The organism is Frankia sp. BMG5.60 (assembly GCF_059428125.1).
Genome location: NZ_CM182091.1, coordinates 4,015,246 through 4,040,974 on the forward strand (window position 1 = coordinate 4,015,246; position 25,729 = coordinate 4,040,974).

At 65.9% G+C, this 25,729-nt stretch carries 18 protein-coding genes and 2 pseudogenes; 11 read left to right on the top strand and 9 right to left on the bottom strand.

What is annotated here, in order from left to right:
• Window positions 1-412: 412 nt before the first annotated feature.
• Window positions 413-1,123, top strand: coding sequence for an IS6 family transposase (locus AC5R91_RS16380; protein ID WP_495392236.1), 711 nt, complete (start codon window positions 413-415; stop codon window positions 1,121-1,123).
• A 940-nt stretch (window positions 1,124-2,063) separates the two neighbouring features.
• A protein-coding gene (locus AC5R91_RS16385) for an IS3 family transposase (RefSeq protein WP_495392209.1) occupies window positions 2,064-3,538 on the top strand; the annotation gives its coding sequence in 2 pieces (ribosomal slippage) (window positions 2,064-2,492 and window positions 2,495-3,538; 1,473 coding nt in all).
• A 379-nt stretch (window positions 3,539-3,917) separates the two neighbouring features.
• On the opposite strand, the pseudogene hisG reads toward AC5R91_RS16385, so the two are convergent.
• Both hisG and AC5R91_RS16395 read right to left on the bottom strand, forming a co-directional pair.
• Window positions 3,918-4,319: pseudogene (gene hisG / locus AC5R91_RS16390) on the bottom strand (ATP phosphoribosyltransferase); the annotation flags it as partial.
• Between the two features lie 61 nt (window positions 4,320-4,380).
• Window positions 4,381-5,091 (bottom strand): annotated as a pseudogene (locus AC5R91_RS16395) (IS6 family transposase).
• A 583-nt stretch (window positions 5,092-5,674) separates the two neighbouring features.
• Here AC5R91_RS16395 and AC5R91_RS16400 point away from each other — a divergent pair.
• The 8 genes from AC5R91_RS16400 (at window position 5,675) to AC5R91_RS16435 (ending at window position 15,334) form a co-directional block, all read left to right on the top strand.
• Window positions 5,675-6,289 carry an amidase domain-containing protein gene (locus AC5R91_RS16400; protein ID WP_495392237.1) on the top strand — a complete coding sequence of 205 codons (615 nt, stop codon included), beginning with the start codon at window positions 5,675-5,677 and terminating at the stop codon, window positions 6,287-6,289.
• Window positions 6,290-6,533: 244 nt separating this feature from the next.
• Window positions 6,534-7,052 (top strand): hypothetical protein, encoded by a 519-nt coding sequence (locus AC5R91_RS16405; RefSeq protein WP_495392238.1) that lies wholly within the window; start codon window positions 6,534-6,536, stop codon window positions 7,050-7,052.
• Between the two features lie 264 nt (window positions 7,053-7,316).
• On the top strand, window positions 7,317-8,129 hold the full coding sequence (locus AC5R91_RS16410) for a phosphopantetheine-binding protein (protein ID WP_495392239.1): 813 nt from the start codon (window positions 7,317-7,319) through the stop codon (window positions 8,127-8,129).
• A 2,053-nt stretch (window positions 8,130-10,182) separates the two neighbouring features.
• On the top strand, window positions 10,183-11,835 hold the full coding sequence (locus AC5R91_RS16415) for a long-chain-fatty-acid--CoA ligase (RefSeq protein ID WP_495397982.1): 1,653 nt from the start codon (window positions 10,183-10,185) through the stop codon (window positions 11,833-11,835).
• Window positions 11,832-12,281: a nuclear transport factor 2 family protein gene (locus AC5R91_RS16420; protein ID WP_495392240.1), complete on the top strand. Its 450-nt coding sequence runs from the start codon at window positions 11,832-11,834 to the stop codon at window positions 12,279-12,281. The genes AC5R91_RS16415 and AC5R91_RS16420 overlap by 4 nt, the downstream gene beginning before the upstream one ends.
• Window position 12,282: 1 nt before the next feature.
• Window positions 12,283-13,533, top strand: coding sequence for a cytochrome P450 (locus AC5R91_RS16425; protein WP_495392241.1), 1,251 nt, complete (start codon window positions 12,283-12,285; stop codon window positions 13,531-13,533).
• Window positions 13,534-13,745: 212 nt separating this feature from the next.
• The gene (locus tag AC5R91_RS16430; protein ID WP_495392242.1) at window positions 13,746-14,582 is read left to right on the top strand and encodes an IS5 family transposase; all 837 of its coding nucleotides are present in this window, start codon (window positions 13,746-13,748) and stop codon (window positions 14,580-14,582) included.
• 41 nt (window positions 14,583-14,623) lie between these two features.
• The gene (locus AC5R91_RS16435; protein WP_495392243.1) at window positions 14,624-15,334 is read left to right on the top strand and encodes an IS6 family transposase; all 711 of its coding nucleotides are present in this window, start codon (window positions 14,624-14,626) and stop codon (window positions 15,332-15,334) included.
• Between the two features lie 64 nt (window positions 15,335-15,398).
• Here the strand turns inward: AC5R91_RS16435 and AC5R91_RS16440 are convergent.
• From AC5R91_RS16440 to AC5R91_RS16470, 7 genes are all read right to left on the bottom strand, one after another.
• Window positions 15,399-16,567, bottom strand: a protein-coding gene (locus AC5R91_RS16440; protein WP_495392244.1) for an IS3 family transposase whose coding sequence is annotated in 2 segments (ribosomal slippage) — window positions 15,399-16,309 and window positions 16,309-16,567 — 1,170 coding nt in all. Because the reading frame shifts where the segments join, the coding sequence is not laid out codon by codon here.
• 313 nt (window positions 16,568-16,880) lie between these two features.
• Window positions 16,881-17,363, bottom strand: a complete 483-nt coding sequence (locus tag AC5R91_RS16445) for an SMI1/KNR4 family protein (RefSeq protein ID WP_495392245.1) — start codon at window positions 17,361-17,363, stop codon at window positions 16,881-16,883.
• A gap of 292 nt (window positions 17,364-17,655) precedes the next feature.
• Window positions 17,656-18,366 (bottom strand): IS6 family transposase, encoded by a 711-nt coding sequence (locus AC5R91_RS16450; RefSeq protein WP_495392243.1) that lies wholly within the window; start codon window positions 18,364-18,366, stop codon window positions 17,656-17,658.
• Between the two features lie 296 nt (window positions 18,367-18,662).
• Window positions 18,663-21,155, bottom strand: coding sequence for an ATP-binding protein (locus AC5R91_RS16455; RefSeq protein ID WP_495392246.1), 2,493 nt, complete (start codon window positions 21,153-21,155; stop codon window positions 18,663-18,665).
• Window positions 21,156-21,326: 171 nt separating this feature from the next.
• Entirely contained in the window at window positions 21,327-22,940 is a 1,614-nt protein-coding gene (locus AC5R91_RS16460; RefSeq protein WP_495392247.1) for a tyrosine-type recombinase/integrase, read from the bottom strand.
• A gap of 6 nt (window positions 22,941-22,946) precedes the next feature.
• The gene (locus AC5R91_RS16465) at window positions 22,947-23,273 is read right to left on the bottom strand and encodes a helix-turn-helix domain-containing protein (RefSeq protein ID WP_256790503.1); all 327 of its coding nucleotides are present in this window, start codon (window positions 23,271-23,273) and stop codon (window positions 22,947-22,949) included.
• Window positions 23,270-24,349 carry a tyrosine-type recombinase/integrase gene (locus AC5R91_RS16470; protein WP_256790502.1) on the bottom strand — a complete coding sequence of 360 codons (1,080 nt, stop codon included), beginning with the start codon at window positions 24,347-24,349 and terminating at the stop codon, window positions 23,270-23,272. Before AC5R91_RS16470 ends, AC5R91_RS16465 begins: the two co-directional genes overlap by 4 nt.
• A 185-nt stretch (window positions 24,350-24,534) precedes the next feature.
• Between AC5R91_RS16470 and AC5R91_RS16475 the strand changes: the two genes are divergently transcribed.
• On the top strand, window positions 24,535-25,401 hold the full coding sequence (locus tag AC5R91_RS16475; RefSeq protein WP_495392248.1) for a TRM11 family SAM-dependent methyltransferase: 867 nt from the start codon (window positions 24,535-24,537) through the stop codon (window positions 25,399-25,401).
• Window positions 25,402-25,729: the final 328 nt, after the last annotated feature.

A 25,729-nucleotide genomic window follows, 5' to 3' on the forward strand; every position in this document is an offset into this window, starting at 1 on the left:
GCCCGGCGAGTCGGGTCAGGCGGTCGGCGCCAGGGTTCCGCTGCCGGCGAGACCCAGCGGTCCGTGCCCCGGGAGCAGCGGGATCACCCTTCGCCCAGGACTCGACGCCGGCAGGCAACAGTCCGACCGCCACCAGGAACCCAAACACTGAACCCGCCGGTTAAAAGCCGGCCCGACCGTGTGTCAACCGCTGTCCGATAGTGTCGAATAGGGTTCCTCACCAGCATGTTTCACGCTGTGTAATGTCGGAGCGTGTCGGGGAAGTACACGCCTGACCGCGCCGTTCGCGCCCACATCCCGGCCACAACGATCATGTTTTGATGCGGCCCGGTTCCCGTCTGGGGGAGCCGGGCCGGCACTGTTGCGTTGGCGAAGTCCGCCATCTCGGCGACCGATCATTCATGATCGGGTGGTGCGTCGACGTCGTGTCCATCCACCGGTTCCGACGTCAGAGTTCGCCGGGTTCCGGTTCCCACCCGAGGTGATCGTCCTTGCGGTGCGGTGGTACCTGCGGTACGCGCTGTCCTACCGGGACGTCGAAGAGCTCCTCGCTGAACGCGGCCTCGAGGTCGACCACGTCACGATCTACCGGTGGGTGCGGCGCTTCACGCCCTTGCTCGTGGACGCGGCCCGGCCCTGCCGGCACCAACCAGGCGACAGATGGTTCATCGATGAGACGTACGTGAAGGTCTCTGGTCGGTGGACCTACGTGTACCGGGCGGTTGACCAGCACGGGCAGGTCATCGACGTCCTCGCCAGCGAACGACGCGACCAGGCCGCCGCCCGTAGGTTCTTCGCCCACGCACTGTCCCACGGGCGCCGGCCGGTCGAGGTCACCACCGACAAGGCACCGGTCTATCCGAGAATCCTTGACGAGCTGCTCCCCGAGGCCTGCCACGTCGACGCCGCCCGGGAGAACAACCGGATCGAAGCCGACCACGGCCGCCTCAAAGCCCGGCTACGGCCGATGCGCGGCCTGAAACGGCTGCGCTCGGTCCAGACGATCAGTTCCGGGCATGCTCTGATCCAGAACATCCACCGCGGCCACTACGAACTCGCCATCGACACCGACCCACACCTGCGGCTGGCAGCCGCGTTCACCGAGCTCGCCGCCGCCGTCTGACCGCCGATCATCGAGGCCGCTGGCATGCCCAGCTTCCCCGGAACGCAACAGCGCCCCTGCTACTGCCCCGGGCAGGACGCTGCCGTCCGTCAGGGTGACGGGTCCGGCCATCTTGCCTTTGTCGGCCTCCGGATAGTCCTGCAGCCAGGTCTGGATCGTGGCGGTGACCGCGGGTACCCAGAAGTCAAGGTTGTGGGCCAGTAGCCGGATCGGGTCGTTGGTCGAGAACGCGTTCATCGTCGAGCCCGACACGAGGTGCGGCCACACCGTCGCCGCCCACGCGCGGGCGAGCCGCGCCGAAAAGTCGGCCGGCAGGAGGTCATCGATGTCGGCATGGTCGGCCAGGAACGGCCACTGGCCGCCGCGAAGCGTCGGCAGCCCGAACCTGTCCAGGACCCGTTTGGGCAGCAGGTGGAACAGCGGCGCGTACTCGAAATACCGGGACTGCGTGCGCGGCACGAACGTCACGTTGAGATCCCCAAGGTCCGCGATCGCGGCCATCGGCCCTGGCAACTTATCCATGTCGAAGAAGCGGCGCCGGAACTGGGCTGCCTCCCACAGCAGGTTCCACTGCCCTACCGCGGCGGCCATCTCCAGGCCCGAGGGATGGGGCATCTCCAACGCAACGTACTCTGGCCGCGCCGGTTCCAGCGAGCGGATCACCCCGTCGAAAAAGAACCCCGCCGAGATGTTCGTCAAGTGCGGAAACCGCTCCGGCGTCGCCTCGGCGTCGGGCAGGAACGCGGCATCGCGGCGCCATGCCAGCACCTCGGCCGCGGTCGGCTCACGCTCGCCACCCGCGGGGTCCACTGCCATCCCTACCTGTCAGCATGAGGTGAGTCAGGTAGCAGCTACCATCTTGTGACCGGGGCGGGGTTGGGAGAAGAAGATCGTGGTGGTGTCGGTGACGGCCAGGCGGGGCCTGGTCGATGATGGTCGGGTGGGAGATCGTGAGGCCGACCGGTCGCGGCCGGATCCGGAGGTCGAGCCGAAGGCGCGGCGGCGGTCGTTCTCGCCGGCGTACAAGCTGAGGATCCTGACCGAGTACGAGGCGGCGACCGGGCCGGGTGCGAAAGGCGCGATCCTGCGCCGAGAGAACCTGTATTCGGCGCATCTCGTGGAGTGGCGTAAGGCCCGCGACGCGGGGGCGTTGGCGGGTATGTCGAAGCCGAAGGGCCGGCCCGCGGTCGACGACCGGGACCGGGAGCTGGCGAAACTTCGGGTGGAGAAGGAACGGTTGGAAAAGGAGCTGGCGAAAGCCCGCTTCGTGATAGAAGTCCAGGGAAAAGTCTCCGAGCTCTTGGAGAAACTCTCCGAGGGCATGCCCGGGACCACCGACGACCCGAACTCGCCGACCAGGCGGAACGGATAATCGAGGACGGACTCGCCCGCCTCACCGAACAGGCCGGCGTGAGTACGGCGTCGGCGTGCGCGGCGTTGGGCCGGGCGCGGGCGACGCATTACCGCCGGCACCGGAAATCCCCCGCCCCGCCGCGGCCGGCGCCGATCCCGCACCGCCAGCGCCGGCAGCCCGCGGCGTTGTCACCGGCGGAGCGGGAGCGGGTGGTCGAGGTGCTGCACTCGGACCGGTTCGTCGATGCCGCCCCGGCGCAGGTCTGGGCGACCCTGCTCGACGAAGGGGTCTACCTGGCGTCGCAGCGCACGATGTACCGGCTGCTGGCCGAACGCGGTGAGACCGGTGAGCGCCGCCGCCTGGCGACGCACCCCGCCCACGTCAAACCCGAACTCGTCGCCGAGAAACCGAACTCCGTGTGGAGTTGGGATATCACGAAACTCCGCGGCCCGAAGAAATGGTCCTACTTCTACCTGTATGTGATCCTGGATGTGTACAGCCGTTATGTTGTCGGGTGGATGGTCGCTGACCGGGAATCCGCCACCCTCGCCGAGGATCTGATCATCGCCAGCTGTGAGAAGCAGCGGATCGATCGGAGTCAGCTGACGATCCACGCCGACCGGGGCACCTCGATGACCTCGAAGACCGTCGCGCTGCTCCTCGCTGACCTCGGCGTGACCCGTTCCCATTCCCGGCCCCGGGTGTCGAACGACAATCCCTACAGCGAGGCCCAGTTCAAAACGTTGAAGTACCGGCCCGACTTCCCGGGTTCCTTCGACACCATCCAGACCGCCCGCTCCTGGTGCCGGGCGTTCTTCGACCACTACAACAATGATCACCGTCACTCCGGGCTCGGGCTACTCACCCCGGCCGTCGTCCACCACGGCCAGGCGCCCGCGGTCCGCCGGGCCCGCGCTGCCGTCCTCGACACCGCCTACACCGCGCACCCCGAACGGTTCGTCCGCCCGCCAAGCCCACCGGCCATGCCCGAACCCGCCTGGATCAACCGACCCCAGAACGACGAAGACCAGACACCGGAGGCAGAGGCCGAGACCAGCTAATTTCCACAACATCCTGCCTCAAAGAGGTTGACAGGTTCCGCATGGGCCGCTCCGCGTACTGGGCTGCCTGCTCGTCGATCCCAGTCATACCTACTTCACGACAGTCGACCCCCGAATCCGTTCCAAGCGATCCGAGGTCACTACCACTGCCCGATCCGAATGCTTCGCCGGCTCCGATGCGGGGCAGCGGGGACCGTAAGAACAACAAAATTGCAACTTCACTGTCACACTGTGTATAGATACGCAGGTAGAGGAGGCACCTGATGACCGAGACGGCCACGGAGGAGTCGGCCGCGGCCGGTGCCACGGCGGCGCCGGTGGTGGTCGATGAAGCCCTGGCGCAGAGCCTGGTCGAGCGGGCCCGCGCCGAAGCTCTGCGCTAGAGGCGGCAGGAGTGGATCTGGGCCGCGATGATGGCCGTCGCCCCGAGGGCTTCCAGGTCGTCCATGACTGCCTGCACGGTGGCGGCCGGGACCATGGCGCGCACGGCGACCTGCCCGGGGCGATGCAGCGGACTGATCGTCGGCGATTCGAGGCCGGGTGTGATGGTGACGGCCTGGTCAAGGAGGTCATCGCCGACGATGTAGTCGACCATGCGGAAGTCGCGGGCGACCCCGACGCCGCGCAGCCGACGCAGGAGCCGTTCCACGGCGGGGTTCGTGTCGGCGCTGGCAGCGCGGATCACGATCGCTTCGGAAATCATGATTGGGTCACCGAAGACAGTGAGACCGAGTTGCGCGAGGGTGCGTCCGGTTTCGACGACGTCGGCGATGGCGTCCGCGACGCCGAGGGGTCTGTTGCATTGTGGCGGTCGGACATGGCTGTTCCTGCCGAGTCGGTGATCAGATCGCGAGGGTGAGCTCGGCGGACGCGGTCGTCAGTCGGAGTCGTGGGTCGGTGTCAGTGCCGAGTTCGTCGTGTCCGCGGCGGATGTTCTGGATCAGCGCATGTCCGGAGCTGATCGTCTGGGCTGAGCGCAGGCGTTTCCGTCCGCGCATCGGGCGGAGCCGGGCTTTGGGTCGGCTGTGGTCAGCTTCGATCCGGTTGTTCGCTCGGGCGACGTCGACGTGGCCGGCGGTGGGCAGTTGTTCATCGAGGGCACGGGGATAGGCGGGTGCCCGGTCGGTGGTCGCCTCGGCTGGTTTCCGGCTGTGGGACAGGGCTCGGGTGAAGAACCGTCGGGTCGTGGCCAGGTCACGCCGTTCGGCGGCGAGGACGTCGATGACCTGCCCGATCTGGTCGATCGCCCGGTACAGGTAGGTCCACCGGCCGGCGACCTTGACGTAGGTTTCGTCGACGAACGACCTGTCTCCAGGGCTGTGTCGGCACGGCCGGGCAGCCTCGACGAGCAGCGGAGTGAACCGCTGGACCCAGCGGTAGATCGTGACGTGATCGACGGTGGTGCCGCGTTCCGCGAGCAGCTCCTCGACGTCGCGGTAGGACAGGCTGTACCGCAGATATCAGCGGACGGCCAAGACGATCACCTCGGGTGGGAACCGGAACTCGACGAACTCCGAGACCGGAACCGGTGGCTGGACGGCACGTCGACGCATGAATCGATCACCCTGGGTAGGAGTCGCCGAGACCACGGACTTCACCGATGCAACAGACCCCATCCCGCTGGTCGCCAGTATCCCGGCGATCCGGTCCCGGCGCGGGCCGCGGCGACGCCGACCCGCCAAGCTGCGGGCGGACAAGGGCTACGACTACCCGTACCTGCGTCGTTTCCTGCGTCGGCGCCGCATCGCCCGGCGCGGCGTGGAGAGCAGCGAACGTCTCGGAACGCAACAGCGCAGCCCCCGAAGGTACTCCGCAGCAGGCAGTCACGGTGGACCGCGCGCCGCGACTCTGCGTCACTACACCCCGCCGATGCCGCCTGGAGCCCGACCGGGAGACGGTCGACCATGCCTGGGAGGAGTCGAACAACCACCTTGCGCATAGGACAATGGTGCGCTAGTGTCCCAAACGCAGAGAGGGTCATAAGACCCAAAGCAGACTCTTGGTCGGTATGGATATATGTCCGGCCCGAGATCTCCGCTCATCAGTTGCTACATAAGAACGCGATGGCCGTTCAGCGGTTGTGGGCACTTTCGGCTCGTGCGTGCATGCACACGAGAAAAGGGGGAAATAGTTTCTATGTCTTTGAGAAGGAATATTCTTCGCGCCGCCGCACTAGGCGTGGGTGGATCTGTTGCAGCAATCGCGACTCCCGCCCTTGCATATAACGGTCAGAGCGCGGCAGACTATGCCGGTACATACGCGATCAATCCAAATACGGCTTGGATTCAATATGGTGACGATTGCACGAATTTTGTCTCGCAGTCGCTCTATGCCGGCGGTTTTCCGTTGAATTATAACAACGGTCATGGATGGTCGGCTGATGTCAGTCTGACGCCGCACGGCGGTGGCCCCACCCTCGCGTGGACGGTTGCAGACAATCTCCGGCAGTATCTCGACTCGCACAATGGTGGGACCGGGATCCAGGGCCCGGGTTCCCAGAAAGGAACGCCGTATACACCCGGCAACATCGTCACCGGCGACGTCGTTTTCTACGACTGGGATAATGCCTCCAATCCGACGCCGTACGATCACGCGTCAATCCAGGTGGGACAAGGGACCGATCCCGACAGCGGCTGGGTGGGAAATCTGGTTGACGAGCACACCAGCAATCGCGGAAAGGCGATCTGGCACCTCTGGCCATATAACTCGCGGGCTTCGACGACGGACACTAAAGAATACCACATCGTTTAGCAGTCGCCGCTAGCTCTGGCGGCCGGCCGCCGGGACCGAGAAGCGCCGTGAAGAATATACGGATTTGGCGTAATGACCAGAAGGGTCGACCGTGAAAGCGCGCTCAAGGAATCTGATAACTAGTCTATCGATCGGCTTCTTGACGGTCACGGCAGTTGCCGTCGCGACTCTCTTGGTGACATCCAGGAACGGCGCCTCGAGTACTATTCACGCCTCGGCGCCCTCGGGCCCGAGCACGCAGGACGTGTCAGATGCCGAATCCGCTCTGTCGAGGGCGATCACACTCCAGCAGACCATGCTGGTGCCGCCCGCAGCGAAGCCGCAGATCTCAAAGGATCCGAAGGCTTCGCTGGATGTTGCCGACGCATCGGTATTCCGGCCGACGGTGAATGACAGCCAGAGCATGATTGACAAAGGTTCTGCCCAGCTCGAGGCTGTCTATACCGGGACGGAACTCACGACCCAGAAGTCGGTTCTCACCCACTGGGCAAACCAGCTGCCTAAGCTGGACATCCTTACTCTGGACGGTGGAGCCGATTCGTTCAAATACGACAACGTCGCCGCTATCGATAGCTCCACGCTCGAGCTTAAGGGAAGCGCGAGGACCTGGTCGCAGGTAGCGCAGATCCAGAACAACACCCACCTGGTATCGGCGGCGCCTAGCAATATTATTCAGTTTGACGCGACCGTGACCCTCGGCGCAGATAATATTCGGCGAGTTTCTAAGTTCACCTGGACCTTCGCCCCTGGGAGCGAGCCCTGATCTTCCGCTTGGGCTGTCTTTAGAGGCCAAGTTAGAGCGATAGAAGAGCACTTGCGGTCCGTCGCTTGAGCTGTAGGTATCGCGAAATGCCGATGTCCTGACCTGCGCCCAGTCGAGGTCAGGACATCGACGTTGCCGGGTGTCCTCGGGATGGTTGCTGGAGTGTCAGGCCAAGCTGAAGGCTCGCGAAGCAGATCAACTGGACGCGGGCGTAGCTGGGTCGTAAATGAGGAATATGCAGTTCACAATTGATTGGGAGTCATCTTGGACATAAAGCCTGAAGTTATGCAGCTCTTGGTAAGGAATTTCAACCTGGAGGTCGATTCGATTGGCCTGGAGTCGAGGCTGAACGAAGATCTCTGTATTGACTCGCTGCAGTGGGTCGAACTGCGGGCATGGATGGCTGACCGAGGTGTCGATGAGGCTGCCATTCCCGATTTGGACCTGAAGACTGTGGGAGATATCGAGAAGATCCTTGACTCTGTGCTCGATTCTGAACACCAGCCAGATCGGGTAGCAAATCCGCAAGAGGTTGGACCCTCCCCTGCCGCAGCGGGGCCGCCAACAATGCACAATGAGTACTTCTCATTGCGGCCTTTGACGCCAGAGACGATACCTTTCCTTTACCATCTGGCCGCATCGGAGGAGATTGGCTTCAGATGGCGATACAGGGGCGCCGTGCCGAGCCCTGATGTGTTCAAAGCTGGGCTCTGGCAAGGAATCTTCGCGCAGTTCGTCGTCTTTAACGAAATTAACTCGCAGCCCATAGGGCTGGTTCAGCTTTACAATGCGGATCCCTCCCGAGGAACCGGATATGTGGGAGCTGTCTTCGTCCAAGAATTGATGCATTCGGGTCTCCCGATCGAGGCCTTCGATATGTTTATCCGTTACGTCTTCCGCATTTGGACGTTTAGAAAGCTTTATATGGAGATTCCGGCCTACAATTTTACCCTAATCAAGAGTGGGCAGGGGAAGTATTTCGAAGTGGAAGGGTGCCTCAAAGATTATACGTACTATGATGGGCGATACTGGGATGAATATATCCTGTCTCTCGACCGAGATTCAGTCCTGAGGTAGGGTCCCTCTCCGCTTAGCCATATCTGCTGCAATCTAAGATTTACTCCACTTTGAGCCTGTTGTACGATATCCGGGAAATTTTTCTACGTATCGGGTTCCTAGTGGCAGCTCGCCACGGCTGCGGAATCCGATGCGGACCGAGACCAGGATCCGCTGATCTCGGCTCGCACGGAAATCAGACTTCAGGGCGTGCTGTAGCCAGTGGTTGGACCCCTTAAAGGGATTGCCCAGGCCATACCGTCGAGCGGCCGGACGGTTTTTCTTGACCCCGATGCGGACGAGAATCTGACCTGTTCGCAGTTCTTCCACAATTCGGAGCGGGTCGCGGCATAGATACAGGTGACGCATGGAATCGGTCAACGTAGTCGGGTTGTGCTTCTCGCTCCGGCGTCCCGATCTGTCGCGACCGCGTTGGTCGGGGTATGGATGGCGGGCGCGGCTATGCCGTGCGCGCCGACGCCGGCTCGTACGACAGATCTGGCGACAGATATTGCGCAGGCACAGGGCCGGGTCGCGGCGCTCGGTGACCCGCTGGTCATGCTGGGGGCTCCCGACGATGGGCTTGCATATGCCCTCGCCGAAACTGGTACCCGGGTTGGCATGCTGTTTGAGGCGGGTGACCAGTGAGCCGCGCGGACTTTGGAAGGTACCCGACCTGATGGACGACGACCCGGTAGTCTTCCAGTTCACCAGCGGCACCATCGGGCAACGGCGCGCCGCGGTAGCCGTTTCCGCCGCGGCCTTACCAGCTGTATCCCGCGGCGTCGAGGTGACCGGCCCGGTAGGCGCCTGTGAGGCCGGCACCGAGGAACGACCGGTAGAAGTCGTACTCCCTGGGCTGTCTTCCATTACTTTATGGGAAGACAGCCGCTTTCCAAGCAGGCGAGCACCTAGGAGCACGGGCGGCTGGCCTATATGCGCTTCTCTGCAGCCGCAGCAGGATTACCAACATGCCGTCCCGACGCGCCTACAGTGAGCGGTCCCGCTGGCGTCTGCACGCGAAAGGCCGGCGGGACGGGATAGACTTAGTTCCTTGGCAGGATCTGTATGTCCCTGGGAGCCGCCCTCGTGTCCGAACAGATCATCACCCGGTCCGTCCCTGGTCAATCGCGAGGACGTCCGGCGCGTCGTTCGGTGGTTCGCCTTCTCGCGGCGGCTCTGGTCGTTCTGCTGGTCATCGCCGTGGTCTTCACCGGCTGGTACCGCGCCAGATTCCGTGCTTGGCCCTGGCCCTCGAGCCTGCCAGACAGGGTGACGTACTGCGACCGCCACTACACCGGACCAGGCCGTCCGGTCACGTTGGCCGAGGCGGGAGCGCGTGAGAACGGCACCATACGGCACGTCGGCCGTAACGGGGTCGGTGGTCTCGGGCTGGCCATTTACGCAAACTCGCTCTCGGAGCAGGCCCGGGCAGGCAACCTACCTCGTCCATGCGCCATGGTTGTCTACTTGCGCACCACCGGAGATCGGTACGCGCCCTATCTTCTCAGCGGCGGACCGTGACCTAACAGGGACGGTTTGGCCGGGACGGCGATACCGAGGCGCTCCCAGGCAACGAGGGTGAACTCCATATCGCCTGATCTTGGCTATGCATGCACCGGCGCGGCGATAGCTGGGCAGTACATGGGCTCGGGGATCGCGGCGGGGCTGGTGCGACTCTTCATCAATTATGTGTTCGACGTGGCCGTTCGAGAAGCTGTATATGGAGCTGCCGGAGTCCAACTACTGGAAATTCGCGTCTGCGGGTGGCCATGGCTTGCATGTCAGGTGCGGATGCGTTAACACGACTACTACCAGGGCCGATGTTGGGACCGGCTGATCCTTTCTACCTACCGGCCCGGCGCGGAGCCACTGGCGGCCACCGAATTTGCGATCTGATATTGCGAGGCGGCTCCGTGGCCAATGGTTTTTCCGCGAGCGCGGCCGTGGCCGCCAGGCGCTCGAAGCGCTCGATTTGTCGAATCATTTGCTCCCTCGGCCCCTACCTCGTCCATGACTTCCCTGAACGTTCGGGCGACGGCGGACCGGGCGTTCATTGTTGGGAGGTTTGTCCGTGGTCAATCTTCTGGACGGGATCTGCCGTGCGCGGAGGCGCGGGGGCCGGATCATATTCCTCGGCTCGGAGACGGATGAGGAGCTGAGTTGGTCGGATTTCTTCGCGGCGGCGGAACTGACTGCGGCCTGGCTTCAGGCGGATCGGGATGTTGGCCCGGGCCGGCGGGTAGCGATTCTTGGGTTGCCGTCGAGGGAGATGGTGACGGCGGTCGTGGCGGTGTGGATGTCCGGTGGGGCGGTCACCGTCGTGCCGACCCCGGCGCGGACGGTGGGCTTGGCGCGCTTCGTGGATCAGACTAGGAGTCGGATTGCCGTGTTGGGAAATCCACTGGTCGTGGTGGGCGCACCCTACGACGGCTTGGCCGGCGAACTGGCCAGGGGTGGGGCGCGGGTGGAACGGCTGGCCGACGTGGTTGCGGCCCAGCCGTCGAGGCCGTGGAAGGGGCCCGACCTGACAGATGACGACCCGGCGGTGTTCCAGCTGACGAGCGGGACAACGTCTACGCCGAAGATCGTCCGGGTCAGCCATGGGAACCTGGCGGCGAACATAACGGCGACCCGGGAACGGCTGCGCCACGACGAGATCCATGGTCGGCTGTTGAGCTGGCTGCCGCTGTCGCATGACATGGGGCTCATCGGGGCGCTAGCAGTTCAGCTGACCTGCGGAGCCTGTGACGTGCTCCTCGGCTCGCCGGCTGACTATCTGGCTGCGCCGTCCTCGTGGTTGCGCAACGCGGCCCGGTACCGGGCGACTGTGCTGATGGGCCCGGCATCGGCTTACACGATGGCGAGCCGCTTCCTCAACACCGGCCCGGTTCTGGACCTGTCGTCCATTCGGGCGGCGCTGTCAGGCGGCGAGCCGATCGACCCTGACACGATCGAGAGCTTCCTGGCTGCCGCCGAGCGGCACGGTTTCCGACGAGAGGCGTTTCTGCCAGCCTACGGCATGGCCGAGGCGACGCTAACTGTCGCCGCGTCCGAGCCCTACCTGGGCCTTCGGGTTGATGCGGTCGACGCCGATGTCCTTGCAGAGAAGCAACTGGCCGTGCCGGCCGGCCCCGGCGGCCGAGTTCGACGGCTGACCAGACTCGGCCCGCCGGTGCCGGGGACGGAGCTGCGGGTCGTCGACCCGGCCACCGGCCTCGACTGTCCCGAACGGACTGTCGGAGAGATCCACATCGCCGGCCTCTCGGTTGCCAGTTACCACAGCGAGAACGCGGACGACGGCCCGGCTGCACGACGCGCCGCCGACGGTTGGCTGGTCACGGGAGATCTTGGCTATCTGGTGGACGGCGAACTTGTCGTCTGTGGCCGGACCAAGGATCTGATCATCGTCGGGGGACGGAACATCCACCCCGAGGAGATCGAGCAGGCAGCCGGCCGAGTCCCGGGAGTCCGGCCGGGCAACGTCGTCGCCTTCGCGACCCGACCCGACGGCTCGGCGACCGACCAGGTTGAGGTCGCTCTCGAGACGAGGCCCGGGCATGACGAGGCCGCTATCCGCGCACAGGTCATTGCGGCCGTGCTCGCCGCCGTCGGTGTCCGGCCGCGAACCGCCCACCTGCTGGCACCGGGATCGATCCCGAAGACCCCATCCGGAAAGCTCCAGCGGGCCGACGCCGCCCGCTTGTTCGCAGGAGGCCAGTCATGATCCGCGGATCCGTCTCCCGCCAGGAACCGATTGCTCTCGGCGCCGACATCGACCTAGCGGCCGCGCGGTCCGCGGTGGCAGCCGCCGGCCAAGTCCTCGACGCGTGGACAGCCCGCGACACGGCAGCACGTGCCGCGATCCTCACTGAGGCCTGCGCCGACGAGATCGCCTACTCCAACCCGCTACACAGCGCGGTCGGCATCCCGGCCCTCGCCGAATTGATCACGGAACTGACTATCGCATATCCCGGCTATCGGCCCGTCCGATCCTCTGGCGTCGATGCACACCACGATGCCGCCCGCTACACGTGGGACCTGCGTGACCGCACCGGCCGTAGCATGCTCACCGGCATCGAGATCATTCGCTTCACCGCCGAAGGACGGCTCACCTCGATTACCTCGTTTTTCGACCAGCCCCCCGCCGTCCGTTACACCTACCAGTCCTGACATGCCACCCGTCGCCGTCAACACTTTCGTCAGCCCGTCCGGCCGGCAGTTCCGCGACGCCGGTCACGAGGAACGACTCCGCTACCTCGCGGAGATCCGCGCCACACCAGGCCTCCCCCTGTTCGACGAACCGAGGATCCCGGGCTTGCCTCACGGTGACGGCTACCGGGCCGTGACCCGACACGCCGACGTTATCGAGGCGGTCCGCCGCCCGGTCGACTTCTGCTCCGGCCTCGGCGCTCTCTGGATCAACGACCTACCTGCCGCGTTCAACGACTTCTTCGGATCGATCATCCACCTCGACGGATCACGCCACAGCCGCCTACGCGCCATCGCCGCAAAGGCGTTCACACCGCGAGCCCTGCGCGCCCTGCGCGGCCAGATCGACCAGGCCGCCGTCGAAACCGTCCGCACCGCCGCCACCCACACTCAGATCGACATCGTCACCGACCTCGCAACACCGTTCCCGCTCACCGTGATTTGCGACCTCCTCGGTGTCCCCCACAGCCACCGCCCCGGCCTGCACACCGCCGCCAGCACCATCGTCTCCGGCGGAGACCCCGACCTCATCCCCGACGGACATAACCCAGTCCAGGCCGTTGTCGACGCCGGCACCTACCTCGCAACCCTCGCCACGGACCTCGCCGCCCACCGTCGCCGCCACCCCGCCAACGACCTGCTCACCACCCTCGTCCACGCCGACATCGACGGCCAGCGCCTCACCACAGCCGAACTCGCATCCTTTTTCACCCTCCTCGCCTTCGCCGGCCAGGAAACTACCCGCAACGCCATCGCCCTTGGCCTCTGGACGCTCCACATCCAACCCGGCACCCGCGCCGCCTGGGCCGCCGACTACGACCGACTCGCCCCCACCGCTATAGAAGAGATCATCCGCTATACCAGCCCCGTCACTCTCATCCGCCGCACAGCCACCCGCAACACCACCCTCGCCGGACACCCCCTCACAGCTGGCGACAAGGTCATTCTTTACTATGCCGCTGCCAACCACGATCCCACTGTCTTTCTCGAACCCGACCACCTCGACCTCACCCGCCGTCCCAACCCCCATCTCGGTTTCGGCGGCCCAGGCCCCCACCATTGCCTCGGCTCCCACCTCGCTCGCGCCGAAACCACCGCCATTTACCGCGAGATTTTTAGACAGCTCCCCAACCTCACCATAACCGGCGAGCCCCAACATCTTCGCTCAACCTCCGTCAACAGCCTCAAATGTCTACCTGCCACCACGAAATGAATCGGCCACGGGGGAGCCGATCGAGGGCTGTCCGATGACCTGCGGCGTAACGCCATAGGCCAGACGGCACTGTTGCATCGGCGAAATCCGTCATCTCGGCCATCGCTCAGAGCCTGTCTTAGATCTTGGTTGTGTGGCCTGCGCGTGATCTGTTTCTGATCTTCGCGGTGTGGTGGCGTGATCGGACGGGTCGGGCTGGCCACGGTCGGGGCATGGGTCGATCTCGCCGCTATCCCTCCGATATGTCCGACGCGGAGTGGGCCTACGTCGAGCCGTTGCTGCCCCCGGTCCCGAAGGACGGCCGGCCCGAGAGCCACGACCGGCGCGACATCGTGGACGCGATCCTCTACGTGACCCACAACGGCATCGTGTGGCGGGCGCTGCCGGTGGATTTCCCACCGTGGAAGACGGTCTACGGCTTCTTCGACCGGTGGAAGAAGAAAGGGGTGACGATCAGTGTCCACGACGGGTTACGCGACACGGTCCGCCAGACCGAGCACAGAGCGGCCGAGCCGACCGCCGGTGTGATCGACTCCCAGTCGGTCAAAGGCTCCCAGGTCGTTACCGCCGCCTCTCGCGGCTACGACGCGGGGAAGAAGATCAACGGCCGCAAGCGGTTCATCGTCGTCGACACCCTCGGCCTGCTGCTGGGGGTGCTGATCGTCCCGGCCAGCCGGCAAGACCGGGACGGCGCCCGCCAGCTGCTCATCGATCACTACTTCGCCACCCCCAGCTGCCGGCACCTGTTCGCCGACGGCGGCTTCGCCGGAAAGTTCGTCGACTGGGCCGCCCGCTTCGTGAAGACCACGGTTGAGATCGTCCGGAAGAAAGACGGCCAGAAAGGCTTCCAGGCTCTCCCACGACGCTGGGTCGTGGAACGCACCCTCGCCTGGATCACCGCCCACCGCCGCCTCGCCCGCGACTACGAACGCGACCCTGCAAGCTCCGCCACCTTCATCCACTGGGCGATGATCCGCACCATGGCACGCCGCCTCGCCCGCGGCACCCTGGTCCAACGCTGGACACCCAGACCGACGACCGACCGATAACCCATCAAGATTCAGGACAGGCTCTCAGTCATCATCAAACGATGCGCCGACGTCGTGTCCGTCCACCGGCTCCGACATCGGAGTTCGCCGGGTTCCGGTTCCCGCCCGAGGTGATCGTGCTGGCGGTCCGCTGGTACCTGCGTTTCGCGCTGTCGTACCGGGACGTCGAGGAGCTGCTGGCTGAGCGCGGCATCGACGTCGATCACGTAACTGTGTATCGGTGGGTCCAACGCTTCACGCCCTTGCTGATCGATGCCGCGCGGCCCTGCTGGCACCGTCCTGGGGACAGGTGGTCCGTCGACGAGACGTACGTCAAGGTCGCCGGGCGCTGGACATACCTGTACCGGGCGGTTGACCAGCACGGGCAGGTCATCGACGTCCTCGCCAGCGAACGACGCGACCAGGCCGCGGCCCGAAAGTTCTTCACCGCGGCACTGACCCACGGCCGCCGGCCGGTCGAGATCACCACCGACAAGGCCCCTGTCTACCCTCGAGTCCTCGACGAGCTACTCCCCGAAGCCTGTCACGTCGATGCCGCGCGGGAGAACAACCGGATCGAAGCCGATCACAGCCGCCTGAAAGCCCGGCTCCGGCCGATGCGCGGACTGAAACGGCCGCGCTCAGCCCAGACGATCAGCGCAGGGCATGCGCTCGTCCAGAACATCCGCCGCGGTCACTACGAACTCGCCATCGACACCGACCCGCACACACGACTGGCAGCCGCGTTCACCGAGCTCACCGCCGCGATCTGATCAACTGGTCGGCAGGGTCAGCTGAAGCTGCCCCGGTTTCGTTCACAGGTAGGGCTTTGAACGGCTATGCGGCTTCATGGTACTCGTAGAAGCGGGTTTCGTGTTCGTGGGGGCTGAGATATCCGTTGGTGGAGTGGCGGCGTCGCCGGTTGTAGAAGCCTTCGATGAAGTCGAAGATGGCGGTCCGGGCCCGGTCGTGGGTGGCGAAGCTGGTGCGGTCAAGAAGTTCACATTCGAGGGTGGCGAAGAATGACTCGGTGACTGCATTGTCGTAGCAGTCGCCGGCGGTTCCGACGGAGCGCCGGACCTGGTGCCGCTCGCAGATCCTGGCGAACTCTCGAGAAACGTATTGACCGCCCTGGTCGGAGTGGTGAATGACGCCGGGGGCGGGACGGCGGTGTCGGAGTGCCATGGTGAGCGCGTCGGCGACGAGCGGGGTTTTCTGCTCGTCTGCCATGGACCAGCCGACGATCCTGCGGGAGTACAGGTCGAGGACGACCGCGAGGTAGAGCCAGCCCTGCCCGGTCGGGATGTAGGTGACGTCGGCGGTCCAGACCCGGTTCGGGGCCGGGGCGGTGAAGTCACGTCCGACCAGATCAGGCGGCAGATGGGCGGCCCGGTCGCGGCGGGTCAGGCTGACCCGCCGGCGGCGGTGGACCCCTTGCAGGCCAGCCTGTCTCATCAGCCGGGCGACCCGCTTACGGCTGGTCCGCACGCCGGCGGCGGCCAGGTCGGCGTGGACCCGTGGGGCGCCGTAGGTCGCCCGGGACGCCGCATGCACCGCGGTGATCTTTGTGGTCAGGGTCTGATCCTCGGCGGAGCGGGCGGACAGGCCGCCGCGGCGACGCCAGGCGTAGTAGCCCTCGCGTGACACACCGAGCACGCGGGCCAGGACGGAGACTGCATGGTGTGTTTTCTCCGCGTCGATCAGAGCGAACGTCATCTCTGATCGGTCTCCGTCGCGAAGAAAATTGTTGCCTTGCGGAGGATGTCACGTTCCTCGCGGAGCTGCCGGTTCTCCTTCCGGAGCCGTTTCAACTCCTCACGCTCGGCGGCACTCAGCCCGTCGGCCCGTGCGCCTTCCTCCTGTTCGGCCTGGCGTACCCAGTTACGGATTGACGGCCCCGACGGGCCGTATTCCTTGGCCAGCGCCTCGGGTGAGCGGCCAGCCCGGACAAGTTCCACCATCTGCCGGCGGAACTCCTCCGTGTACGGCGGTTGTGATCTCGACACCTGCACTCCTCCCTGGGACCATTATCCCAAAGAGCCCAGGTGTGAACAGAAACGGGTCAACTTCAAGCCATGCCCCGCCATCCCGTAACGCAACAGAACCCAGAGGCGAGACAAGCCCTTGCCGCGACCAGCTCCGGTACTCCCGTCGCTTCTATCCGGCGTCTTGTTCAGCGGCGGAGGGTGCCGATCCCGATTCGGGCACACCATCAGGGAAGTCATTCACTCAGCGACAGGAATAACGTCTCCCATATGGCGTTCACCGGGACTACACCATAGAAGCTATTCCTATTTCCAGGACCGTCAGATCAACATCTCAAGACCGCCCTCTGTCACAGTAAACCAGCCCATCGATGAACTCTTGAAAGGTCCCAGCCACCCGGCGTGGAACTCGGTCCTCATCGACGTAGACCACGCTCGGCTCTCCCTCAGGCCCGCATGCCGAATAGTCGATCATTACAGTGTCATGCCCGCCAGAGGGTGTCTGAAAGACAACGATTCCGATGTCAGGGTAGCCCCATTCCTTAATCATCTGGGCGCTGCCCATCTCGGGCGAGTCAATACCCCAGCGACCATTGATTCCGAGCAGCGCCTCAACTTCGAAATGGTCGGACGCCCAGGAAGTGGGAAAACTAGTCGGATAGCAGCGCCTCCGGAGAACTCCGCCGTTACGTTGGCCCAATATCTCAATGTAGCTGCCCGGTAGACGTACTCCTAGTTTTCTTTCGGCGCGGACCACCAGGGATCGATCTATCGGCGGCCCCGTGTAGTAGTCGCTCTCCTCATATATTTCACTCATGGGCATTACACCTTACCTTGAGAATCCTCCAGTATGTCCAGTTCTAGTGCCGCGTCAGGCTACGTTCGCCCTGTCGACGAGTCGGCGTAGGTGCTTGTCCTGGGCGTGCTTGTTCCGCCAGATGATGTAGCGGCGGATCATGGATGCCTGGGCGCGGTGGTTGCGGTGGTCGGTGCCGCCGAGGGCGAAGTAGCGCAGGGCGGTGAACTGGGCCTCGATCCGGTTCAGCCAGCTGGAGGGTTCTGTTGCGTTACGGGATGGCGGGGCATGGCTGACCCTGCCGACCAGTTGATCAGATCGCGGCGGTGAGCTCGGTGAACGCGGCTGCCAGTCGTGTGTGCGGGTCGGTGTCGATGGCGAGTTCGTAGTGACCGCGGCGGATGTTCTGGACGAGCGCATGCCCTGCGCTGATCGTCTGGGCTGAGCGCGGCCGTTTCAGTCCGCGCATCGGCCGGAGCCGGGCTTTCAGGCGGCTGTGATCGGCTTCGATCCGGTTGTTCTCCCGCGCGGCATCGACGTGACAGGCTTCGGGGAGTAGCTCGTCGAGGACTCGAGGGTAGACAGGGGCCTTGTCGGTGGTGATCTCGACCGGCCGGCGGCCGTGGGTCAGTGCCGCGGTGAAGAACTTTCGGGCCGCGGCCTGGTCGCGTCGTTCGCTGGCGAGGACGTCGATGACCTGCCCGTGCTGGTCAACCGCCCGGTACAGGTATGTCCAGCGCCCGGCGACCTTGACGTACGTCTCGTCGACGGACCACCTGTCCCCAGGACGGTGCCAGCAGGGCCGCGCGGCATCGATCAGCAAGGGCGTGAAGCGTTGGACCCACCGATACACAGTTACGTGATCGACGTCGATGCCGCGCTCAGCCAGCAGCTCCTCGACGTCCCGGTACGACAGCGCGAAACGCAGGTACCAGCGGACCGCCAGCACGATCACCTCGGGCGGGAACCGGAACCCGGCGAACTCCGATGTCGGAGCCGGTGGACGGACACGACGTCGGCGCATCGTTTGATGATGACTGAGCGATGGCCGAGATGACGGACTTCGCCGATGCAACAGTGCCCTCGAAACCCTCCGAGCATCCCCGGATCGCCGGGACGGAGTGGCGAGAGCGGCACCTCGACTCCTTTCCGTCCGATGTGGGCGTCACAGACTTACGAGATAGGCAAAGGAGGCCGCGTACCGGTGACCTGATAAATTCAAGCAGTATTTTACACCTAATTCCGGTACTGGTGGAGGCGGGAGCCGCCTGGGGACGGAGGTCGGGCGTACGCTTGACATCGGCAACTAACCCACTCATCTTAGGGTTCCCTGACGGCGGTCTTGGTGGCGCCGCCGTGGCGGGTTAGGCGGGGGCGGAGGGAGGTCTTAACAGCACCCCGGGTGAAGGCGTGGTCAGTGGAGCGGCTGGACCAGAGGTAGGCCTCTCCGGGAGCCAGCGCGTTGAGTTTAGCTGAGGTGAGGTTGGCGAGGGCTGTGTTCGCCTTTTGAAGGTGCTTTAGCCAGCCGGGCGAGTTGAAGCGGTGCAGGATCATGACGTCAGATAGTTCGATGAGGGCGAGTGGCACTGACGGAGGATCCTGGCTGGCGACCAGGATGCTCATGCCTTTGTGCCGCATCTCGCGGACGCTTTCGACGAGGCTGGTAACGAGGTCGGGGCTCTCGATGTACTTGTGGGCCTCATCGAAGACGACGAGCTTGTTGAACCGTTCGTCGTCACTGCTCGCGGCGGCGAACAGTTCCATGAGCACGACGAACAGACCGAGAGCCTCGTCTTTCTCCATGAGGTCGTCGCGTAGGTCGACGATGATCAGGCGGCCTGGGCGTACCAGGTCGCCGACGCGGACCGAGTCATCGATGTAGTCACCGGCCATCTCAAGCCGCTGGTACGCGAGGTTCTTGATCGTATCGGTGAGGGTGGAGGCCGCGACACCGTCGCGGATCGCGTCGAGGGTCAGGTGGTCGCGGACGGACCGCATGATCCGGTTGAGCTGGCGAATGTAGGTCGACTGGTTTCCGATGGCGCCCATGAGGAAGCGCCAGTGTCGGGCTTGGAGCTCCGCCGAACCGAACGCCAAGGGGCGGATCTCGATGTCTGGATATTCGGTCCGTCGGTCGTCGAGCTGGCTTTCGGGGACCAGCATGAGCACATCCCCGAGCGCTGCGGGCTCGACTCCGTAGCGCTCCCAGAGGGCGCGCACTTGGTCAGGCGCGTCGTTGGGGGCGGTCATGCTGGTGAACTCCGGGGCATAGTCCGAGGTCGGGCTGTAGTGGAAGACGATCGTGGCGAGCGGCCGGGGCAGCTGGTTGATCGGCGGGGCCGGTAGAGACGCGGCCTCGATGATGGATCCGAGGGTGTAGCTCTTGCCGCCGCCTTGGACGCCGAAGAGGCTGATCGTATGGGTCTCGTTGAGGTCGAGCGCGAGCCGGCGCCCAAGGGAGTCGCCGAGGACTCCGTACTGGGGCGCGGTACCGGACGAGCCGAGGTAGATGTCGGGCGGCCGGGCGGCGGTACGACGTGACGTAACCGGTTGTCCCGCTATGTTATCGGCGTTCGGCGAAGCCAGGCCGGCGGCGATGAGCAACGAATCGGGCGTGGTCAGATCGCTCGTGCTGCTATCCCTGTCGGCCGCATGCTCGCTGGACACGGCCGGGCCGTCGTCGGCCGAGGAGACGGCAGGCTCTGGCGCGTCGTCGCGTGCGGCGTCCCCGGGCGGGGCTGCCGCTGCGACCGCGCCACCATCTCCAGAGGGATCTTGGGAATCGATCTGGGTCGTGGGGGCACCAGTCGGCGCATGGCCGGTGTCGGTTCCGACGGCCCGATCGTCACCAGGCGAGTCGGCCTCCTCCCCGCCGGGAGGCGGGATCTCGTGCGATCGGCGCGGCCCGAGGAAACCGGCTCGCTCCAGGCGCGGCACGGATGATTCGCGCCACGCCGCTGAGTCTTCGGTTCGTGCCGGAGAGGCGGGCGGGCCGTAGGCCGCCGCTGCTAGGCCTCCGGTGGACTCGTCGCGATCAGCGGTGGACCGATCGGCGGCGAGGTGCGGGTCGGTAGGCAGGGCGCTGAGAAGTTCGTCGACGACGTCGCGGCCGAGGGTGTGGAATTCAACGCCGCCCTCGACGTCGACCCGCGCGCCCCGGCCCGCGAGGTCGAAGACCAAGGCAGTACGGGTCGACTCCCAGCGGTAGCCGTCATCGAGATGGTCGAGGAACCAATCGGCCTCGGCGGCGGCGTCGCCCCGCATGATCTCGTGCCGGACGGCTCGGCCCAGGTAGAACTTTAGCAATGCGTTGAGCCGGGAGTTGTAAATGGTGCGGTCGGCCCGATCCGGGGTGCGCAGTATCGGGTCGAAGTCGTCGGCAAGCACCTCGGCGCTGCGGTTGAGCTGCTTGGCTGCCTCGTCACGGACGCGCTGCAGATCGACTAGGCGGCTCAGGTCCGCCCGACATTTCACCTCGACGAGCCGGCAGGCGATGGTACGAGCACGGGCGTCCAAGGAGAACAGTGCGAGGTCGGTCCGTTCGAGCTTCACGCTGGAGGCGACTTCGTTGGCTCGCCGCCGTGCCTCCCGATACAGCTCGAGGTGGGAGTCAAGCGGGACGAGGATCTGGTCGTCGAGTGCGCCCTGGTAGTCAAGGTAGAGCCGGGCGAGTGCGAGTCCGAGAACCTCGGTGCGCTGGTTCGGTGCCGTTGATGCGATCTTGAAGGCGAGGCGCCCGGACAGCAGCCGGAGCTGGTCGAAGAAGGTGCCCGCGTGCCGTCGGTCGACCTCGAATCCGTGCTGTTTGATCATCGGCAGGAGCAGTGCGTGCAGCTCGTCGACGGAGCGGGAACTAATGACAAGCTGGTGACCGGTGCCGAGCCGGCCGGTCGCGCTAAAGTCCGTGGGTTCACGCCATCCGAAGGTTGTTCAGCCCGAACCCAAGTGGTGGTCAGGCGGGTTTGCCGGTCCGGGCGCTCGGGTTCACGGTGATTCCGAGGGGCCGTTCTCGTGAGGGCGGGTCAGCAGCTGGCGTGCGTTGTCGGCGTAGCGGATCGCGGTGGCGTCACAGACACCGAAGACGGCGGCGACCTGCAGGGGGTCGGCGCCGCTGATCAGGGCTTCCTCGAGCTGTCTGTCGATGCGCAGCCGGTCCAGGGTGGCGGGCAGCCCGCGCAGGGGGCGGGCAAGGAACGGGTAGCTGACGGGGCCGAGGCCGCCGGCGGTGCAGACGCTGACGAGCAGGTGCGGGTTGGCGGTGTGTGGCCAGCGGCTGCGGCGGTGGTCCAGCCAGGCCAGCAGGATCTGGCGAGTGAGCTCGTCCAGCGGCCGGTCGTGCCCGGCGATCGTGATGCGGCGGTTGCCGAGGTCGACGTCGTCGAGGCGAAGGGCGCGGATCTGTCCGACACGGGCGGCGTGCACGGCCGCGAGGACGATCGCCAGTCGGGCGTGCTCGGTGGTGGCCGTGGTAAGGACGCGGGCGAGTTCTTCGGGCCGCACGGGTTGCCACAGCCGGCGCTGGGTGGGGCCGCAGCGCAGGCTGGTGGTCGGGTTCCGGAACACGACCCGGGTGCGCTTCGCCCAGCCGAACAGCGACCGCAGGGCAGAGAAGACGGTCTTGCGGGGGTAGCCGACGAGGGCATCAAGGTAGGCGGCGACGTCGTCGCGGGTGACTTCCCGCAGGTGGCCGTATCGGGCAGACCAGTCCGCGAGCGCGGGTCGCAGGGCGTGCAGGTAGTTGGTGGCGGTGCTCCGCGCGCGGGGTCGGGTGCGTGGGCTCCCGTCGGCGAGCAGGAGTACCCACGTCCGGGTGTCGCGTCGGATCGCCGGGGCGAGGCCGTCGAGTTCGGCCGCCAGCCACCGGTCGAAGGCGCGCTGCCGGTCGTCAACGACGACGCCTATGGTCGTGAGGAGCTCGACTATGTCGTCGACGTTGGTGCTGCGGGCCGCGACGACGTCGTAGAAGTCGCTGACTCGGATCACGTCGGCGTCGGCGTGGCCGCCGAGCAGCATGATCAGGGTCCGTTGCACGCCTCCCCGAACCGTCTGGCCCCAGCCACGCAGGTCGGCCAGTTCGTGGGCCAAGTGCAGGCCCCACGCCAGCCAGGGATTGTCCGGGATCGGGTCGCGGCGGAGGTCGACGCGGCCGTACCGGTAGCGCCGAGCGATCGGCTCGTCGAACAGCAGCAGTTGGACGTGCCGGGGTTGCGGCCGGACGGCGGGCCGGGGCCGGGGTTTGCGGCCGTCGTCGTCGGCACGCCACAGGCGTGCGCGGGGCAGGTCCCGGTAGCCGGCGGTGTCCATGAGGAACAGCTGGTGATGGCGGACCCGGCGCACGTGCGGTGCCAGCAGCGTGTAGGTGCCGGTCGTGCGTTCCAGCCGCGCCTGGCACCAGCACAGCCGGCAGAAACCTTTCTTCAGCGGCTCGGTGCGGTGGCAGGCACCGCACACGCCCCGGTCATGGCCGTAGCGCGGTGCTGTGAAGTCGTGGCAGGCCCGGCACACGCCCGGCCGGTAGGCCAGCCCCCACGCCAGGCAGGACGAGCAGCTGGTCGCCGTCGCGACGGCGTCCGCCCGGCTGCCGGCAGCCGCTGTCACGGCCGGTCAGGCCGGAGGCAACGAACGGCCGTCACGCCGCCGCGGCACCACGGTGACGACCGCGTTCCCGGCGGCCGTGGCCGGCTGTTCCTCGCCCTGGTCAGGACTCGGGACCTTCGCCGGCTCGGGAATCAGCAACTCGCCGATCTCGCAGCCGAGCACGACACACATCACGTCGAGGTCGTCGAGTTTCAACGAGATGGGCTGGCCCGACCACAGCCCGGACATCTTTCCCGCCGAGACGACCAGGCCGTGGTCGGCAAGGCGGCGTTGAAGCTCAGACGCCTTCCAAATGTCGCGTTTCGCGGCTGCCAGCCGCAGGTTCCACCTCACCGGACCAGTCCTTCCAGCCGCGCGACGGCGCGTTCCTGCCCGGCCAGCCAGGCGTCCTCGACCCGGGTTCGGTGCACATGGACGTAACGCATCGTGGTGGCGACCCAGGCATGCCCGAGCACCTCCTGCACCGAGATGAGGTCCACACCCGCCAGGTAGAGCTGGGACGCGCAGTAGTGGCGCAGGACGTGGGGCGTCAGCCGGCCTGCCCACGCTGGCAGATGGGCGATCGCCGCCGCTGCCAGCCCCGAACGCAGGGCGTCGTAGCCGACGCGTGCCGGCGACCCGTCGCCGTTGCGCCGCTCCGACGGGAACAACGGCGCGCCGTGCCGGGTGTGGTCGTCGTCGAACTGACCCCAGACGTCCTCGACATACCAGCGCAGCGTCCGGCCCGCATGGTTGACCAGCGGGACCATCCGCTCGCGTGGACCCGATCCCCGCGACCCCTTGCCGTGACGGACGTGGACCTTGCCGAAGCGGCCCAACTCCCACCGCACGTCCGCGAGGTCCAGGCAGCGGGCCTCGTTCACCCGCAGACCCACCTCGGCCATCAACCGCGCCGCAGCGTAGTTACGGGCGCTGGGCGCGAACTTGCGGCAGGTCGCCAACTCCTGCGACCAGCCCGCGAACAGTTCAGCGACCTCACGACTGTCCGGCGGAATCCGCAGCCGCGCGTCCTTGCTCCCACGTGGCTGGTTCACTTCGTCCAGCGGGCACTGAACGACGATGCCGGCCATCGCGTGGATCTCGACGCTGTGCCGCAGCTCCAGGAACTCGAAGTACGTCCTCAACGCCGCGGCCCGAGCCAGCCGCGTCCCGCTCGGCGCACCTCGCAGAATCCGCCCGAAATAGTCGTCGGCGTCCGATGGCCGCAGCTCCCACAGCGGGCGGCCGAACCACGACCGAACCTGTTCCAGGTTCCCCACGTCGCTCCGGATCGTCCCGTCGGTCAGGCCGGCCGAAGACCGCGCGAGCACGAACCCCGCGAGCACGTCCGTCTCGAACGTCGCCAACTCCTCAGCGGACGCCGCCGACTGCCGCGCGTCCCGAATATCGCGTACCACCGCGAGCGCCAATCCGAGCACCTCACCTTCACGCAGACAGCGGAGAACGCAACCCACGTGAGGAACCTTCAAGAAGTCCGAGGCCGCGTCAACACGGCACGCAGGCCCGCCAAGAGCCAGAACCACCTGGACCACAGCACCTACGGCTACCCGCCGCAGATGAACCCCAGCGATGTCGGACTGGTTCGGAGCAGCCGTTGACCGCGACCAACCCGACTCCGCGGCGGGCCTACAGCCTCATTCCCGCCGGCCAGCAACACCCCCGCGTGCAGCGCACCGGCCGTTACACCTCCGCCTCCACCCAGCACCCCGCGCGCATGCTGCCCGTTCTCGCCCGCCACCTCATCGCCACCTACAGCCGCCCCGGCGACGTCGTTCTTGACCCGATGTGCGGTATCGGCACCACACTGGTCGAAGCCGCGCATCTCGGCCGGCACAGCCTCGGGATCGACCTGGAATCCCGCTGGATCTCCCTCGCCCGCGCCAATCTGCGCCTCGCCCGCCAGCAAGGTGCCGCCGGTAGCGGCCGGCTTTTTCGTGGCGACGCCCGCCGCCTCGAGCAGGTCATTCCCGCCGACTATCACGGCAGGATCAACCTGCTACTCACCTCACCGCCCTACGGGCAGGCCACCCACGGCACCATCACCGTCGCCCCGGGGAAGGGCGTCCACAAAACTGACTACCGCTATTCCGACAGCCCCGCTAACTTGGCGAACACTGACCTCGACGGTCTCCTCGACGGCATCGCCGCCGTTCTCCATAGCGCCCACCGGCTGCTTTCCCCCGGCGGCATCGTCGCACTCGCCGTCCGGCCTTTCCGCCACTCCGGCGCCTTGGTGGACCTGCCCGGTGCCCTGCTCGACCTCGCTGACGAAACCGGCCTGCATCTGCACGCCCGCGCCGCAGCCCTGCTCGCCGCCCTCCACCACGACGGCACCCTCGTGTCCCGCGCGACGTTCTTCGCCCGGCACAACATCCGCGCAGCCCGCGCCGCCGGCCACCCCCTGCACCTCATCGCCCACGAAGACATCCTTCTCCTGCGCACTCGTACCACACCGGGCTGACAGTGGCCGCGACCTGCGGCAATGCCTAGCGCCGCCGCGGGGACGACGTCCGGCGCCGGGCTGACAGTTCCTTGGCGAATCCGCTGACAGTCCGTTGGCGATTCCCCTGACAGTCCGGCTGCCGGGCGTTGCCGGTACACCGCAAGGCCCATGCGGAACCACCTAACGGCTCCCTACCGATCCGCGCGCCTCGCCGGGCGGCCCTCCCGCGCCGCCTGGCGAGGCGCGCGAGGCCGCCACACATCAGGAGACGCGTTGAGGGATCGGGACCGACATGCTTGTGCCGGCACGAGCACCCGCACCACAATCACGTTCGATCTTCTTTTCA

Excerpts from the sequence above, each read along its gene's own strand:
- AC5R91_RS16420 (WP_495392240.1), top strand. The coding sequence starts at position 11,832 with ATGATCCGCGGATCCGTCTCCCGCCAGGAACCGATTGCTCTCGGCGCC.
- AC5R91_RS16400 (WP_495392237.1), top strand. The coding sequence starts at position 5,675 with ATGTCTTTGAGAAGGAATATTCTTCGCGCCGCCGCACTAGGCGTGGGT.
- AC5R91_RS16450 (WP_495392243.1), bottom strand. The coding sequence starts at position 18,366 with ATGCGCCGACGTCGTGTCCGTCCACCGGCTCCGACATCGGAGTTCGCC.
- AC5R91_RS16425 (WP_495392241.1), top strand. The coding sequence starts at position 12,283 with ATGCCACCCGTCGCCGTCAACACTTTCGTCAGCCCGTCCGGCCGGCAG.
- AC5R91_RS16430 (WP_495392242.1), top strand. The coding sequence starts at position 13,746 with ATGGGTCGATCTCGCCGCTATCCCTCCGATATGTCCGACGCGGAGTGG.
- AC5R91_RS16435 (WP_495392243.1), top strand. The coding sequence starts at position 14,624 with ATGCGCCGACGTCGTGTCCGTCCACCGGCTCCGACATCGGAGTTCGCC.
- AC5R91_RS16445 (WP_495392245.1), bottom strand. The coding sequence starts at position 17,363 with ATGAGTGAAATATATGAGGAGAGCGACTACTACACGGGGCCGCCGATA.
- AC5R91_RS16455 (WP_495392246.1), bottom strand. The coding sequence starts at position 21,155 with ATGATCAAACAGCACGGATTCGAGGTCGACCGACGGCACGCGGGCACC.